The sequence below is a fragment of the Eikenella sp. NML070372 genome (assembly GCF_001648415.1).
Classification (GTDB): domain Bacteria; phylum Pseudomonadota; class Gammaproteobacteria; order Burkholderiales; family Neisseriaceae; genus Eikenella; species Eikenella exigua.
On sequence record NZ_LXSN01000005.1, the window covers coordinates 68,755 to 81,315 of the forward strand.

Below are 12,561 nucleotides of genomic sequence, written 5' to 3' on the forward strand. Positions count from 1 at the left end.
TGATTTATTTCACAAAATGTTTGGCATAACGCGGATCGATGTTTTTCATCGGCATCATCACCAGCATATCGGCGCTGCCGAAATCCTTGTCCCAATGCGGCTCGCCGCAAATCCACACGCCGGCGCGCAGATAGCCCTTCATCAGCGGCGGCGCCTCCACGTCCAAATCTTGCCGCAGCTGATCCAGCGGCAGCGGCACTTTCGGGAACACGCGGTATTCCTCAGGCGAATAATGCGTCTGCTTCAGCTTGCGGAACAGGCTGGCGGCATAATCCCCGCCGTCATCTACATGCACGCTGCCGCAGCCGATCATGTATTCCAGATTATGTGCTTGCATAAAACTGATCAAACCCATCCACAGCAGTGAAATCGTGCCGCCGGTACGGTAGTCTTTGTGTACGCAGGCGCGCCCCAGCTCCACGGTTTTGGGCAGGATATGGCGAATGCGGGAGAGGTCGAATTCCGAATCGGAATACCAACCGCCGGCGGCTTGGGCCGCTTCTTCGGTGATCAAGCGGTAGGTGCCGATAATGCGGCCACTGTTTTTGTCGCGCACAATCAGGTGGCGGCAGAATTCATCATAACGGTCGATATCGCGGCCGTCTTCACTGTGTATGCCGGCGCCCATCTCGCGGCCAAAGATGTCGAAACGCAGGCGTTGCGCTTCTGCCACGGCATCTGCTTCGCGGGTTACACTCACTTCAAGATTGCCGCCGTCTACCAGCAGCCATTCTTGGTTTTTTGTCTGTTGCATGGGTTGCTCCGGGGAAACGTGCCATTTCGCACAGCCTGAACTGTAAAGCCACATGGCGCAAGTGGCAAGTAAATTGTTTACACGTGCGGCGGAAATGACGAATTTTAACGAGGTTTTGTTCGACATGGGAAATGGCACGCCATAGATTGTTATAAGAATATCATCGGCCGGGTGCTTGGACTGGATTGAAGTTCGCACGTTCAGGCAGCCCTATAAATCCGTAGTACCTAACAGGCTGCTTGAAAGCCTACCTGAGCAGTCGAGATTTTTCAGGTAGCCTCCTTCATTCGCCGTAGAAACTGCGGTGGCACCTCCTTAATCAGCCATACTTTAATTTAGCCGTTAAATAAAACAAACCCTGTTGCTGCATCAGCCCGGCCTGCGCTTCCAATACCAGCGGCTTGCCGTGGCGGCTGCCCACTGGCACAGCCGTTTCCACATCGCCCGACAAGTGTACATAATGCCGGCTTAGCAGCAGCAAGCCATTGCTATTCAATGGCCTTGGCAAAACGCCGCGCGGTGCCGAGATACAGGATTTCAGGAGGCTCGGTTTTAGCGTAGGCAATGTCCACTTGTGCTGTGGAATGAATGCCCTTGCTCGGCACGGATTTTGCGGCCATGCGGCAGACAGGGAAACCCGTTTCTTCTTGTTGTTGGCCACCACCTCATGCAACAGCGGCAGGCTGATGTTGCGCCCGTGTGCCGCTATAAGTTAATAGTTCATCCACATCTGCCCAGCCTTCGCCATCCAGCGTCAAACCGATGGCTTCGGGGTGGCGGTGCAGGATATAATTGAGGAATTTGCTCACGCCGGCGTTTGATTTATCCATTATATTGCCTTTAAATCTAGTGTTTAGCCGTATTTCAAGTATTGCACTATGCACTATGATTGAAAAACTGGAAATATTATGATCCTTACCGCATTCATCAAATCATACCGGCTTGATAATCGGTTATTTCTGCAACTTAGGGTTGCCTGAAAACGAGATCAGCAAAACTAATTAACTGATTAAACAGTGTGTTAAATGCAAATCCCATCTATCCTACCATCTCAGGCACCCTGCCTGAAAATATTGTATTCGGCAGCATATCTGTTCGGTCCGTCACGATAGAACTTGAACCGGAAACGCTTTCTATGGTATAAAGCAAGTTTCGTTTCTATCTAATGTTTTTTGAAGTTTGGAGATTAACCATGGCACGAGTTTGCAAAGTAACCGGGAAGCGACCGATGTCCGGTAACAACGTATCGCACGCCAACAACAAAACCAAGCGCCGTTTTTTGCCGAATCTGCAATCGCGCCGTTTTTGGGTTGAAAGCGAAAACCGCTGGGTGCGCCTGCGCGTTTCCAACGCGGCTTTGCGTTTGATTGACAAAGTTGGTATTGATGCCGTTCTGGCTGATCTGCACGCACGCGGCGAAGCCTAATCACATTATTTAAGGAATTAGAGTCATGCGCGATAAAATTAAGCTGGAATCCAGCGCCGGCACCGGCCATTTCTACACCACCACCAAAAACAAGCGGACTACCCCCGGCAAATTCGAAATCAAGAAATTCGATCCGGTTGCCCGCAAGCACGTGGTTTACAAAGAAACCAAGCTGAAATAATCTTCAGCCACACTTTCTACCCAGACTGCATTTTCTGCTTGGCAGAGAATGCAGTTTTCTATATCTGCCCCACTAAGGGCACATCTGCCGTTAAATAGGGCAAATGCGCGTAATACCAATGCCCTGCCCGGCAAAGAGCCTGTATACTGTGCGCCGCTTTGTGCAATTCTAATGTCTGGCCAAGCTTGCATATTATATGTTTCGCTGCCGTACCAAATACGCTGTTGAAGTATATTTTGCAAATCAAGCGAACCAGCGCAGTATGAAGTAAAGTGTTTTAGCCATATATAAGGCTACCTGAAACCCTGCCAATTCCACGATTGCAGCCTGCTTCGGCAGACAGCGGAGCTAATTCCACCATGCTTTCCTTAGAAACCTGGATCGGCCTGCGCTATATGCGCGCCAAAAAACGCAACGGGCTAATGTCCGTTATCAGTATCATCTCTATTTTCGGTATTGCCACCGGAGTAACTGCTCTGATTGTAGTGCTTTCCGTGATGAACGGTTTTCAAAAAGAAATTCGCGGCCAGCTGCTGCAAGTTACCCCGCATATGCAGATGAGCTATTTGCAAGCTGATCCGGGCGATAACTGGCAAGGCTTAGCCAAGATCGCTCAAGCCAGCCCGCGTGTGCTGGGCGTGGCGCCTTATGTGAGCGGGCAGGCGCTGCTGGCCAATTCCGGCGAAGTACAGGGTGTGCAGGTAAAGGGGATCGACCCGGCCGAAGAGCCAAAAGTGTCGGAATACGGCGAAAAACTGCCCAACGAGCTGTATCAGCAGCTCAAACCCGGCCAGTTTGAAATGATTTTGGGCAAAGATATTGCCGACCGCTTAGGCGTGCAGCCGGGCGAGAAAGTTACCCTGATTTCGCCCGAAGGCAACGTTACGCCGGTGGGCATGGTGCCGCGCATGAAGCAATTCACTGTGGCCGCCACCGTTTCCACCGGCATTTTCGCCGTAGATAACAGCCTGTCCATCATCCATATTGAAGACGCCAAAACCCTGTATCGTGCAGGGGATGGCGATGTCGGCATCCAGCTGCGCCTCTCGCAGCCGGAAACCGCACCCGACGTAACCGCCACTATCGTGCCCGCCGAGCAGCGCAACCGTATCGCCGCCTTCGACTGGACCTACCAAAACCGCGACTACTTCCAAGCCGTGGAAGTGGAGAAAAAGATGATGTTCGTCATCATGTTCTTCATCAGCCTTGTCGCCTCCATCAATTTGATTTCCACCCTCATCATGACCGTAACCGAAAAACAGGCCGCCATTGCCATTTTGCGCACCCTCGGCCTGCCCCCGCGCGGCATCATGAAGATTTTCCTAGTACAGGGTACGCTCTTAGGTGTGGTCGGTACCGCTATCGGCGTAGTGCTGGGTGTAACCGTAGCGCTAAACGTAGGCGCTATTGTTGCCACCATCGAGCAGATGGCCGGCCGCAAGCTGGTTACTTCCGCCATCTATTTCATCGACTACATGCCTTCGCAAGTGAAGCTGTCTGACGTGTTGGCGATTGTTGCCATTTCCCTCGGCCTCTCCTTCGTGGCCACCCTGCTGCCCAGCTGGCGCGCATCCAAAACCCAACCCGCAGAGGCCTTGCGCTATGAATAAAGAAGCCGTTATCCAATGCCAAAACGTAGGCAAAACTTACGACGACGGCAGCCTCAAAGTGGAAGTGCTGCGCAATATCGATTTTCAGGTAGCCTCAGGCGAAGGCATCGGCATCATCGGCGCCTCCGGCAGCGGCAAATCCACCCTGCTGCACATCCTCGGTGGGCTGGACAAGCCCACCAGCGGCGAAGTGAAAATCCAAGGGCAGGGCCTAAACAGCCTCTCCCAGGTGGCCATCGGCCGGCTGCGCAACCGCCATTTGGGCTTTGTTTACCAATTCCACCACCTGCTGCCCGAGTTTTCCGCGCTGGAAAACGTGATGATGCCGCTGTTGGTGGCACGCAAAAGCCGCGCCGAAGCGCAGGCCGCCGCTGCCGAAATTTTAGAAAAAGTCGGCTTGGGCAGCCGCAAAACCCACCGACCAGGCGAACTCTCCGGCGGCGAACGCCAACGTGCCGCCATCGCCCGTGCCCTGGTAACCAAGCCCGACTGCCTGCTGGCAGACGAGCCCACCGGCAACCTCGACCGCAAAAACGCCACCCACGCGCTGGAAATGATGCTGGAGCTCAAACACGAGCTGGGTACTGCACTGATCGTGGTTACCCACGACGAACAACTGGCCAAACGCTTCGACCGTGTGCTCACCATGGACGACGGCAGTTTGCGGGCTGAATCTATCCAACAACTATCCAAGCCGCCTAGCGCATAACAAAGGCTACCTGAAAGCTCAAACTAGAAAGAGTTTGGCAATTTTCAGGTAGCCTTTGCCCATTTCCGAAAATGAAGGCATAAATCACCCTGCCCCGATAGCATTTCAGGTAGCCATTCATTTCAGATGGTATCGGGTTACCTGAAAACAGAGGTGATTTACTTGTCCAACCGTTTCAATTGTTTGGTAGCATATTTATCATCTGCTGCCGCAGCGCAGCGGTAGTAGCGGACAGCTTTTTTCAGATGGCCTGCATCTTCATACAGGACACCGAGGTTGGATAATGCAAGGATGCTACCCGCGTGGGCGGCGAGTTTGTACTATTTCTCCGCCAGTTTTTTGCTGCAGGGCACGCGCCTTTGCCGTTGTTAAAACCGAGGTTGTTACAGGCGGCAGCATCAACCTGCAAGGCGGCGCGGGCGTACCATTTGCGGGCTTTGGCGTGGTTTTGTGGCAGGCCGGGGCCTTTTTCGTATAGATAGCCGATGGCTTCCTGTGCTTCGGCATGGCCGTAGTTGGCAGCGCGGTGGTAGTGCTTTTCAGCTTTGGCAAGGTTTGGCTTGACGCCGTAGCCGTATTGGCGGGCGCGACCGAGGACGAACCAGTTGTCGGGGCAGCCTTTTTTGGCGAGTTTGCGGTAGGTGCGGCAGGCGGTGATGGCTTCGGCCAGGTCGGCGGAGAAAGAGGCGCAATGGAGGTATTCGAGCAGGGTGGCGCGGTAGAGGGATTTGGGGTTTATGATTTTCCTTTAGAGGTGTTTTCAGGTAGCCTCAAGCACAGGCTACCTGAGACGTTTGGAGGGCATTCGTTTTGATTTTACTGAATACTGCCCTGATGCCGTTCAGTTTTGTTCCTACTTTTTTTTAAGTAGCCTGCTCGGCCAACACGGCGGCGATGAGCTCTTGAGCGCCATTGTCGGCCAGTTTTTTGGCTACGGCACGGCCGAGAGCATCGGCGTATTCGCGCAGAGCTTGGGCCTCTTCACGCAGGATGACGGAGCCGTCGGAATGGCAAACGGCGGGCAGTCTATCATGAAACGGCGGCGTGTTTGTGGGCGTTTTGCGCTGCCCGCTATATAATCTGGCCATCGTTCAACCACTTCAGGCTACCTGAAAAATGAAACGCCATCCCCTGTTGATTCCGCTGTCGCAAGACCACCACCATTCGCTGGCCATGTGTGCCCGCATCTTGCGCGACCCTGCCGCCGACCATCGTGCCGATTTTGCCAAGCAGAAAGATGATTTGCTGGCGCATTTTGCCGAAGAGGAAGCGCTGTTTGCGCCGTGGTGGGATAAATTGGCACAGCCGGCCATGCAACGGCGTTTTGAGGACGAACATGCGCTGTTGCGCCAAATGCTGGCCGCGCCTCAGTTCGACAATCCCGGTTGGATGAAGACTTTTGCCGAAATCCTGCGCGGCCATGCGCGTTTTGAAGAGCGCGAACTATTTCAGGCGTTTCAGGAAATCTTGGGTGAAGAGGGAGAGGCTACCTGAAAATATTGTGTGGCTTGCCCAGTAGGGTTTCAGGTAGCCTTTTGAGTGGCTATATCATATAGAAAAACAAGAGCAAACTGCCGATATAGCAGTTTGCTCTTCGCATACAAGTACGCCTTAGGCTGTCGGCTTGTCGTGCAGCGTAGCGGCATAGTAGGTGTTTTCCAGCAGGATGGCGATAGTCATCGGACCTACGCCGCCGGGAACGGGAGTAATCATGGAGGCACGCTCTTTGGCGGTTTCAAAATCCACATCACCACAGAGTTTGCCGTCTGCTAGCCGGTTGATGCCCACATCCACCACCACGGCGCCAAGTTTAATCCAGCTGCCCTGAATCAGCCTGGCTTTGCCCGTGCCCACTACCACTACGTCGGCTTTAGAAACCTCATGCTCCAAGTTTACAGTAAAGCGGTGGCATACGGTAACAGTGGCGCCGGCCAGCAGCATTTCCAGTGCCTGCGGGCGGCCGACAATATTGGATGCTCCCACGATCACCACTTTTTTGCCGCGCAGCTCCACGCCGTAAGTTTCTAGCAGGGTCATTACTCCTTTGGGTGTGCAAGGGCGCATCAGCGGCATTTTCATGGCCAGCCGGCCGATGTTGTAGGGGTGGAGGCCATCCACGTCTTTATCCGGCTGGATGCGCTCGATAACCGACTGGCTGTTAATGTGTGCTGGCAAGGGCAGCTGCACCAAAATGCCGTCCACGGTGGGGGTGGTATTGAGTTCGTCAATCAGCTGAAGCAGTTCTTCTTCGGTAGTGGAAGCGGGCAGCTCGTAGGAACGGGAATCGAAATTAGTCTTTTCACAGGCAATTTTTTTGTTGTGCACATACACGACACTGGCAGGATCACTACCAATCAGCAAAACAGCCAAACACGGGGGGCGCAAGCCTTGTTTGCGGCGCTCGGCCACTTTGTCGGCAAGTTTCAGCAGACGTTCGTTAGCAACGGCTTTACCATCGAGAATCTGGGCCGTCATGGCTGTTCCTTTCTTCTGTCGGGGTTGAGTGGGGAAGCAAAACGGATTGGTTGAATGGCTGCCACGAATAGAAGTATCAATCTATTGATAAAAAATAAAAATAATCCATGCAGCACTATGCGCTGCAGCCAGCAACTTTGCTAAGGTTTCAACGATTGTCGATGTGATGATTATAGCATATTGCTAATAACTCTTTTGGGCTGCCAGAAGCGTTACCCGTGTGAGTTTATTGTGCATATACGTACTGGTGTTGTGAATTAGATATTCTATTAATAAATTGTTATTTAACATGAAATATTATCCATGAAAGCAAGGCGATATTTAATTTTGAATCATCTGCTTGACAAAACAAAAGCAGCGTGGGTAGAATTCTCATTTCTTATCGGGGCGTAGCGCAGTCTGGTTAGCGCATCTGCTTTGGGAGCAGAGGGTCGTGAGTTCGAATCCCACCGCCCCGACCAAAGTTCTCTGAGAAATTGTGAACGACAGGATAGCGCCCGTAGCTCAACCGGATAGAGCACCCGCCTTCTAAGCGGGCGGTTACAGGTTCGATTCCTGTCGGGCGCGCCAAAAGTTTTATGGTGGCTGTAGCTCAGTTGGTAGAGCCCCGGATTGTGATTCCGGTTGTCGTGGGTTCGAGCCCCATCAGCCACCCCAAATTGAAAACCCGCATGCTTCAGCATGCGGGTTTTCTTTGTATCCCAAACTCGTTTTAACCCCATTTGGCTCTTCTTTTTCAGGTAGCCTGCGCTAATTGTGCAAACATCGGACACACATTTAACTGCGATTATCATCGCTCCATCCAGTAAATGCTTGCTTACGCTGTATTTCGCCGATATAATGCCATATTTCTGACCCCTTGCCCGCTGTTTCCGCATGACGGCGGGCTGTATTTAGCCATAAGGAGAGAACATGCGTCATTACGAGATTGTATTTATCGTTCATCCCGACCAGAGCGAGCAAGTACCTGCCATGGTTGAACGTTACAAAACCCTGATTACCGAAACCGGCGGCTACATTCACCGCTTGGAAGACTGGGGTCGCCGCCAGTTGGCCTACCCTATCAACAAGCTGCACAAAGCACACTACGTGCTGATGAACATCGAGTGCACCCCGGCTGCCATCGAAGAACTGGAAACCGGTTTCCGCTTCAACGACGCCGTATTGCGCCACCTGACCATCAAAATGGACGAAGCTGTTACCGGAGCTTCTCCCATGATGAAGGAAGAAAAATCCAAAAACCTGCTGAATGGCCAGCCTCAGGAAGAAGTTACCACCGAAGCCTAAGTGTGAAATTTTGAACAATACTGTAAGCCTTACCGCCCGCATCAAGGATGTCGATGCCTTGCGCTACACCCCGGCCGGCATAGCCGTATTGGGATTGGTTTTAGAGCATGAATCGTGGCAAACAGAAGCAGGCGAACATTATCTCGCCCGGTTTGAACTCCAGGCGAAATTAATCGGCAAACAGGCAAAATTCTGGCAATACAAAGCAGGCAGTATGGTGGATATATCCGGATTTCTTGCGGCTTACAGCCAAAAATACCGTCGCCCCATATTGCATATACAGACAATTATTGAAAATAAAGGTTGAATTGAGATGGCTCGTCAAACATTTAAACGTAGAAAATTCTGCCGCTTTACCGCAGAAGGCATCAAACAAGTAGATTACAAATCAGTTGATTTGCTGAAAGATTTCATTTCCGAAAACGGTAAAATCATCCCTGCCCGCATTACCTGTACCAAAGCCCATTATCAGCGCCAGCTGTCTGTGGCCGTAAAACGTGCCCGTTTCCTGGCTCTGCTGCCGTACACCGACCAACACAAATAATTAACGGAGAATTTATATTATGCAAATCATTCTGTTAGAAAAAATTGGCGGCTTGGGCAATCTGGGTGATGTGGTAACCGTAAAGAATGGCTATGCCCGCAACTTCCTGATTCCGCAAGGTAAAGCCAAACGTGCTACCGAAGCTGCACTAGCCGACTTCGAGGCTCGCCGTGCCGAACTCGAGGCTCGTCAGGCTGCAATCCTGGCTGATGCACAGGCTCGTCAGGCTAAACTGGAAGGCCAATCTATCACTGTCGCCCAAAAGGCTGGCGTGGACGGACGCTTGTTCGGTTCTGTAACCAACGCCGACATTGTCGAAGCTATCCGTGCATTTGGTGTGGAAGCTGTTAAAGCCAACGTACGCCTGCCCAACGGCCCTTTCAAAGCAGTTGGTGAATACGAAGTCGAAATTGCCCTGCATGCTGATGCTGTAGCCAATATTACCGTGGTTGTTGTGCCGGCCACAGAATAAGCCCACGCTGTTATCTGCAACATCAAAAAGGCTGCCTGAATATTTCAGGTAGCCTTTATTTTATTGTTTTTACTGTATAAGGGATAAATACGTTTTTTAATGTGGCTAAAGCAATTATTTTCATAAAAGTAAAAGGCCACGCGGCATAAACAGTATGGGTAGATAAGATGGCGAAATATAGCTAAATACTTATTTCTTCATCCGATGTTGGTTCACTTTGCGGTATTCCCGTGCTGTCTGGGACTGCAGCCTTGTCTCTTTCCTGTTTGGCATGACTATAATTTATTCAGTAGAAGGGCTACCTGAAAATTTTAGTTTCGTAGAAAAATGTGCTGCGTTTCGTTTTCAGGTAGCCTTTTCTTTACCCTGCGGTTTAGGCACCGTTCAAATCGAAGCCACTGTGGCGGAGTAGGGCGTCGATGCTGGGGGCGCGGCCGCGGAAGGCTTGGAAGGATTCGGCGGCGCTGCGTGAGCCGCCCACGGCGAGGATTTCCTGCCAGAAGCGGCGGCCGCATTCGGCCACATCGCCGCTTTCTTCAAATGCGGCGTAGGCATCGGCACTGAGCACTTCGGCCCAGGCATAGCTGTAGTAGCCGGCCGAGTAGCCGCCGGCGAAGATGTGGCCGAAGCTGTTGGCGAAACGGTTGTAGGCGGGCGGTTGCACCACGGCCACTTCGCGGCGCACGCTGTCCAACACTTGAGCCCAGCCGGCAAGACGGGCGGGATCGGTTTCGCTGTAAATCAGCATGTCGAACAAGGCAAATTCCATCTGGCGCACGAGGAACATGCCGCGTTGGAAGTTTTTGGCGGCGAGCATTTTGTCGAACAATTCCTGCGACAGTGGTGTGCCGTTGTCTTCGTGTTCAGACATGCCGCGCAACACATCGTATTCCCACACGAAGTTTTCCATAAACTGGCTGGGCAGCTCCACAGCATCCCATTCCACGCCGTTGATGCCGCTCACTCCCAGCTCGTCCACTTGGGTGAGCAGATGGTGTAGGCCGTGGCCGGTTTCGTGGAAAAGGGTGAGGATTTCGTCGTGGGAGAGGCGGGCTTCTTTGCCTGCTGCGGGCGGGGTGAAGTTGCACACCAGATAGGCGGTGGGGCTTTGCAGCCGGCCGTCGGGCAGGCGGCGGCGGCCTTTATAGTCGTTCATCCATGCGCCGCCGCGTTTGCCTTCTCGGGCGTACAAATCCATATATACGCCGCCGATGTGCGCGCCGTTTTGCGAGAGCTCGAAATAGCGCATATCGGGGTGCCACACGGGCACGGTTTTTTCGGTGAAATCCACGCCGTAGAGCCGTTTGATTTGGGCGAACAGGCCGAGGAGCACTTTGCCTACGGGGAAGTATTTTTTCACTTCAGTTTCGCTGAACGAATATTTGGCCTGGCGCAGTTTTTCGGAGGCGTAGGCCAAATCCCAGGGCTGCGGGTTTTCAATGGCGAGGGTGTCGCGGGCGAAGGCCTGCACGACGGCAAAGTCTTGTTCGGCGAAGGGCTTGGCGCGTTTGGCCAAATCGCGCAGGAAGTCCAGCACTTGCGCGGGCGAATCGGCCATTTTGGTGGCCAGCGAAAGCTCGGCGAAGTTGGCGTAGCCCAGCAGCTTGGCTTCTTGCAGGGTGATTTCCAGACGACGGGTGATGTTGGGGCTGTTGTCGAAACGGCCTTCGTTGGAAAGTTCGCTGGCGCGGGTAACGTAGGCGCGGTATACCTCTTCGCGCAGTTCGCGGTTGTCGGCGTATTGCATCACGGCGAGGTAGTGCGGCATTTGCAGGCCGATTTTGTAGCCGCTTTTGCCTTCGGCCTGTGCGGCGGCGGCAAACATGGCCATGGCGTCTTCAGGTAGCCCGGAGAGCGGCTCGGCCTTGTCGAAATAGAGGGCGAAGGCATCGGTGGCATCGAGCACGTTTTGAGAGAATTTGGCGGCCAGCTGGGCGCCTTCGGTTTGCAGGGTGGCGAATTCGGCCTGTTTTTCGGGCGGCAGCTCGGCGCCGCTGAGCACGAAGTCGCGCAGGTCGTGGTTGAGCTTGGTTTGCTGCGCGGGGCTTAGGGCGGCGAATTCGGGGGAGCTTTTGATGGTTTTGAAGCGCTGGTAGAGCTCGATGTCTTGGCCGATTTCGGTGAAGAATACGGTGATTTCCGGCATCAGCTCGTTATACACGGCGCGCAGTTCGGGGGTGTCGGCCACGGAGTTGAGGTGCGATACCACGCCCCAGATGCGGCCGACGCGCTCGGTGATGTCGGTGAGTTTTTCCACGGTGTTGCCCCAAGTGGCTTCGCTTTGAGCCTTAACGGCGGCAATGCTGGCCCGGGCTTCAGCGAGGGCGGATTCGAGGGCAGGGCGGATGTGGGCAGTTTGGATTTGGTCGAAACGCGGCTCTTCGCCGAGTTGGAACAGGGGATTCACGGGTTTTCCTTTTGATGATGGGGGATGATACGGGCAAATAGGGGCGGGGCGGGTTTTCACAAGGGCAGGGGCAGGGTTAATTGGTGTTTTCAGGTAGCAGTCTGGGTTTGAATCGGCCTAAGGCTACCTGAAAATGAACATCTGGCTGTTGCGGGATAGGGCGGTTTGAGTTTATTGCGCTTAGCCATGCGGTTTCAGGTAGCCTGCGGAAGGGCTGTGTGGCAGATAGCTCAATGGGATGTTTGGTGTGCTTTCAGCAGCCGGTAAAACAGTTCTACTGCTTGGGCGTGCTGCTGTGCGGAAATCGGCTGGGATAGGAAATCCGGCCAACCGATATCGGCGGGGCCGAAGCCGCAGACGTAGGCCAGGATCATGTTGGCAAAGCCGGCGGTGGATTCGGCATAGCCCGGTTGTTGGCAACGAAATCGTGGAAGGGGCGGAGGGTGCCGGGTTCGTCGATATGGTGGCAGCGGGTGGCCGTGGTGTAGCCGCTGATGAAGTTCATCAGGCTGGGAAGCGTGGGCGGATTGATATACATACCGAGCCGGTTTTGCATTTGGAAAAGCAGGGCGGAAAGGGTGTGGGGAAAAGGCATGGTGCGGATTGGGGCTACCTGAAAAGTGGGCAGGATTATAGCCAAAGTACATTTTCACTTCCTGCCGCATGAACCTGCCTCGCGGTGCTGTTGGTGCTGCC

General features: G+C 53.4%; 18 protein-coding genes, 3 tRNA genes and 1 pseudogene. 12 read left to right on the forward strand and 10 right to left on the reverse strand.

Going from position 1 to position 12,561, the window contains the following annotated elements; translation table 11 throughout:
- Positions 1-4: 4 nt before the first annotated feature.
- From A7P97_RS07250 to A7P97_RS10770, 4 genes are all read right to left on the reverse strand, one after another.
- Positions 5-754, reverse strand: a complete 750-nt coding sequence (locus tag A7P97_RS07250) for a GNAT family N-acetyltransferase (RefSeq protein WP_067529686.1) — start codon at positions 752-754, stop codon at positions 5-7.
- Positions 755-1,073: 319 nt separating this feature from the next.
- Complete coding sequence (locus A7P97_RS10765; protein WP_231865679.1) at positions 1,074-1,235, reverse strand: hypothetical protein; 162 nt, start codon at positions 1,233-1,235, stop codon at positions 1,074-1,076.
- Positions 1,236-1,242: 7 nt separating this feature from the next.
- Positions 1,243-1,374, reverse strand: coding sequence for a hypothetical protein (locus A7P97_RS10890; protein WP_255361626.1), 132 nt, complete (start codon positions 1,372-1,374; stop codon positions 1,243-1,245).
- Between the two features lie 45 nt (positions 1,375-1,419).
- Positions 1,420-1,584, reverse strand: a complete 165-nt coding sequence (locus A7P97_RS10770) for an RNA 2'-phosphotransferase (RefSeq protein WP_231865680.1) — start codon at positions 1,582-1,584, stop codon at positions 1,420-1,422.
- Positions 1,585-1,946: 362 nt separating this feature from the next.
- On the opposite strand from A7P97_RS10770, the gene rpmB reads away from it, so the two are divergent.
- The 4 genes from rpmB to lolD all read left to right on the forward strand — a co-directional run bounded on the left by rpmB (position 1,947) and on the right by lolD (position 4,680).
- Positions 1,947-2,180: a 50S ribosomal protein L28 gene (gene rpmB / locus A7P97_RS07260; RefSeq protein WP_067529687.1), complete on the forward strand. Its 234-nt coding sequence runs from the start codon at positions 1,947-1,949 to the stop codon at positions 2,178-2,180.
- 25 nt (positions 2,181-2,205) lie between these two features.
- The gene (gene rpmG, locus A7P97_RS07265) at positions 2,206-2,361 is read left to right on the forward strand and encodes a 50S ribosomal protein L33 (protein WP_003822324.1); all 156 of its coding nucleotides are present in this window, start codon (positions 2,206-2,208) and stop codon (positions 2,359-2,361) included.
- A 359-nt stretch (positions 2,362-2,720) separates the two neighbouring features.
- A complete protein-coding gene (locus A7P97_RS07270; protein WP_067529689.1) occupies positions 2,721-3,971 on the forward strand; it encodes a lipoprotein-releasing ABC transporter permease subunit in 1,251 nt (416 codons plus the stop codon).
- Positions 3,964-4,680: a lipoprotein-releasing ABC transporter ATP-binding protein LolD gene (lolD, locus tag A7P97_RS07275; protein ID WP_067529691.1), complete on the forward strand. Its 717-nt coding sequence runs from the start codon at positions 3,964-3,966 to the stop codon at positions 4,678-4,680. Before A7P97_RS07270 ends, lolD begins: the two co-directional genes overlap by 8 nt.
- Before the next feature lie 241 nt (positions 4,681-4,921).
- Here lolD and A7P97_RS09760 read toward each other — a convergent pair whose 3' ends face one another.
- Together A7P97_RS09760 and A7P97_RS07285 are read right to left on the reverse strand one after the other, a co-directional pair.
- The gene (locus tag A7P97_RS09760; RefSeq protein ID WP_369799507.1) at positions 4,922-5,422 is read right to left on the reverse strand and encodes a tetratricopeptide repeat protein; all 501 of its coding nucleotides are present in this window, start codon (positions 5,420-5,422) and stop codon (positions 4,922-4,924) included.
- A gap of 121 nt (positions 5,423-5,543) precedes the next feature.
- A pseudogene (locus A7P97_RS07285) lies at positions 5,544-5,696 on the reverse strand (hydroxymethylbilane synthase); the annotation flags it as partial.
- 100 nt (positions 5,697-5,796) lie between these two features.
- Here A7P97_RS07285 and A7P97_RS07290 point away from each other — a divergent pair.
- Complete coding sequence (locus A7P97_RS07290; protein ID WP_067529695.1) at positions 5,797-6,174, forward strand: hemerythrin domain-containing protein; 378 nt, start codon at positions 5,797-5,799, stop codon at positions 6,172-6,174.
- 117 nt (positions 6,175-6,291) lie between these two features.
- Here A7P97_RS07290 and folD read toward each other — a convergent pair whose 3' ends face one another.
- Entirely contained in the window at positions 6,292-7,155 is an 864-nt protein-coding gene (gene folD / locus A7P97_RS07295; RefSeq protein ID WP_067529697.1) for a bifunctional methylenetetrahydrofolate dehydrogenase/methenyltetrahydrofolate cyclohydrolase FolD, read from the reverse strand.
- A gap of 383 nt (positions 7,156-7,538) precedes the next feature.
- Here folD and A7P97_RS07300 point away from each other — a divergent pair.
- The 7 genes from A7P97_RS07300 (at position 7,539) to rplI (ending at position 9,458) form a co-directional block, all read left to right on the forward strand.
- Positions 7,539-7,616: transfer RNA gene (locus A7P97_RS07300), tRNA-Pro, on the forward strand.
- 32 nt (positions 7,617-7,648) lie between these two features.
- Positions 7,649-7,725 (forward strand) — tRNA-Arg (locus tag A7P97_RS07305).
- Between the two features lie 11 nt (positions 7,726-7,736).
- Positions 7,737-7,812: transfer RNA gene (locus tag A7P97_RS07310), tRNA-His, on the forward strand.
- Between the two features lie 255 nt (positions 7,813-8,067).
- Positions 8,068-8,442, forward strand: coding sequence for a 30S ribosomal protein S6 (rpsF, locus tag A7P97_RS07315; protein WP_067529699.1), 375 nt, complete (start codon positions 8,068-8,070; stop codon positions 8,440-8,442).
- A 10-nt stretch (positions 8,443-8,452) separates the two neighbouring features.
- Entirely contained in the window at positions 8,453-8,749 is a 297-nt protein-coding gene (gene priB / locus A7P97_RS07320; protein WP_067441469.1) for a primosomal replication protein N, read from the forward strand.
- 6 nt (positions 8,750-8,755) lie between these two features.
- Positions 8,756-8,986: a 30S ribosomal protein S18 gene (gene rpsR, locus A7P97_RS07325; RefSeq protein ID WP_067441425.1), complete on the forward strand. Its 231-nt coding sequence runs from the start codon at positions 8,756-8,758 to the stop codon at positions 8,984-8,986.
- Positions 8,987-9,005: 19 nt separating this feature from the next.
- A complete protein-coding gene (gene rplI, locus A7P97_RS07330; RefSeq protein ID WP_067529700.1) occupies positions 9,006-9,458 on the forward strand; it encodes a 50S ribosomal protein L9 in 453 nt (150 codons plus the stop codon).
- A 373-nt stretch (positions 9,459-9,831) separates the two neighbouring features.
- Here the strand turns inward: rplI and A7P97_RS07335 are convergent, their stop codons facing one another.
- The 3 genes from A7P97_RS07335 to A7P97_RS07340 all read right to left on the reverse strand — a co-directional run bounded on the left by A7P97_RS07335 (position 9,832) and on the right by A7P97_RS07340 (position 12,505).
- Complete coding sequence (locus A7P97_RS07335; protein WP_067529702.1) at positions 9,832-11,865, reverse strand: M3 family metallopeptidase; 2,034 nt, start codon at positions 11,863-11,865, stop codon at positions 9,832-9,834.
- 230 nt (positions 11,866-12,095) lie between these two features.
- Complete coding sequence (locus A7P97_RS10185; protein ID WP_156497496.1) at positions 12,096-12,239, reverse strand: hypothetical protein; 144 nt, start codon at positions 12,237-12,239, stop codon at positions 12,096-12,098.
- On the reverse strand, positions 12,236-12,505 hold the full coding sequence (locus A7P97_RS07340) for a hypothetical protein (protein WP_125080071.1): 270 nt from the start codon (positions 12,503-12,505) through the stop codon (positions 12,236-12,238). The genes A7P97_RS10185 and A7P97_RS07340 overlap by 4 nt, the downstream gene beginning before the upstream one ends.
- Between the last annotated feature and the right edge of the window lie 56 nt (positions 12,506-12,561).

Coding starts and splice junctions, on each gene's coding strand:
- A7P97_RS07250 (WP_067529686.1), bottom strand. CDS start 754: ATGCAACAGACAAAAAACCAAGAATGGCTGCTGGTAGACGGCGGCAAT.
- A7P97_RS10890 (WP_255361626.1), bottom strand. CDS start 1,374: ATGGCCGCAAAATCCGTGCCGAGCAAGGGCATTCATTCCACAGCACAA.
- A7P97_RS10770 (WP_231865680.1), bottom strand. CDS start 1,584: ATGGATAAATCAAACGCCGGCGTGAGCAAATTCCTCAATTATATCCTG.
- rpmB (WP_067529687.1), top strand. CDS start 1,947: ATGGCACGAGTTTGCAAAGTAACCGGGAAGCGACCGATGTCCGGTAAC.
- rpmG (WP_003822324.1), top strand. CDS start 2,206: ATGCGCGATAAAATTAAGCTGGAATCCAGCGCCGGCACCGGCCATTTC.
- A7P97_RS07270 (WP_067529689.1), top strand. CDS start 2,721: ATGCTTTCCTTAGAAACCTGGATCGGCCTGCGCTATATGCGCGCCAAA.
- lolD (WP_067529691.1), top strand. CDS start 3,964: ATGAATAAAGAAGCCGTTATCCAATGCCAAAACGTAGGCAAAACTTAC.
- A7P97_RS07290 (WP_067529695.1), top strand. CDS start 5,797: ATGAAACGCCATCCCCTGTTGATTCCGCTGTCGCAAGACCACCACCAT.
- folD (WP_067529697.1), bottom strand. CDS start 7,155: ATGACGGCCCAGATTCTCGATGGTAAAGCCGTTGCTAACGAACGTCTG.
- rpsF (WP_067529699.1), top strand. CDS start 8,068: ATGCGTCATTACGAGATTGTATTTATCGTTCATCCCGACCAGAGCGAG.
- rpsR (WP_067441425.1), top strand. CDS start 8,756: ATGGCTCGTCAAACATTTAAACGTAGAAAATTCTGCCGCTTTACCGCA.
- rplI (WP_067529700.1), top strand. CDS start 9,006: ATGCAAATCATTCTGTTAGAAAAAATTGGCGGCTTGGGCAATCTGGGT.
- A7P97_RS10185 (WP_156497496.1), bottom strand. CDS start 12,239: ATGATCCTGGCCTACGTCTGCGGCTTCGGCCCCGCCGATATCGGTTGG.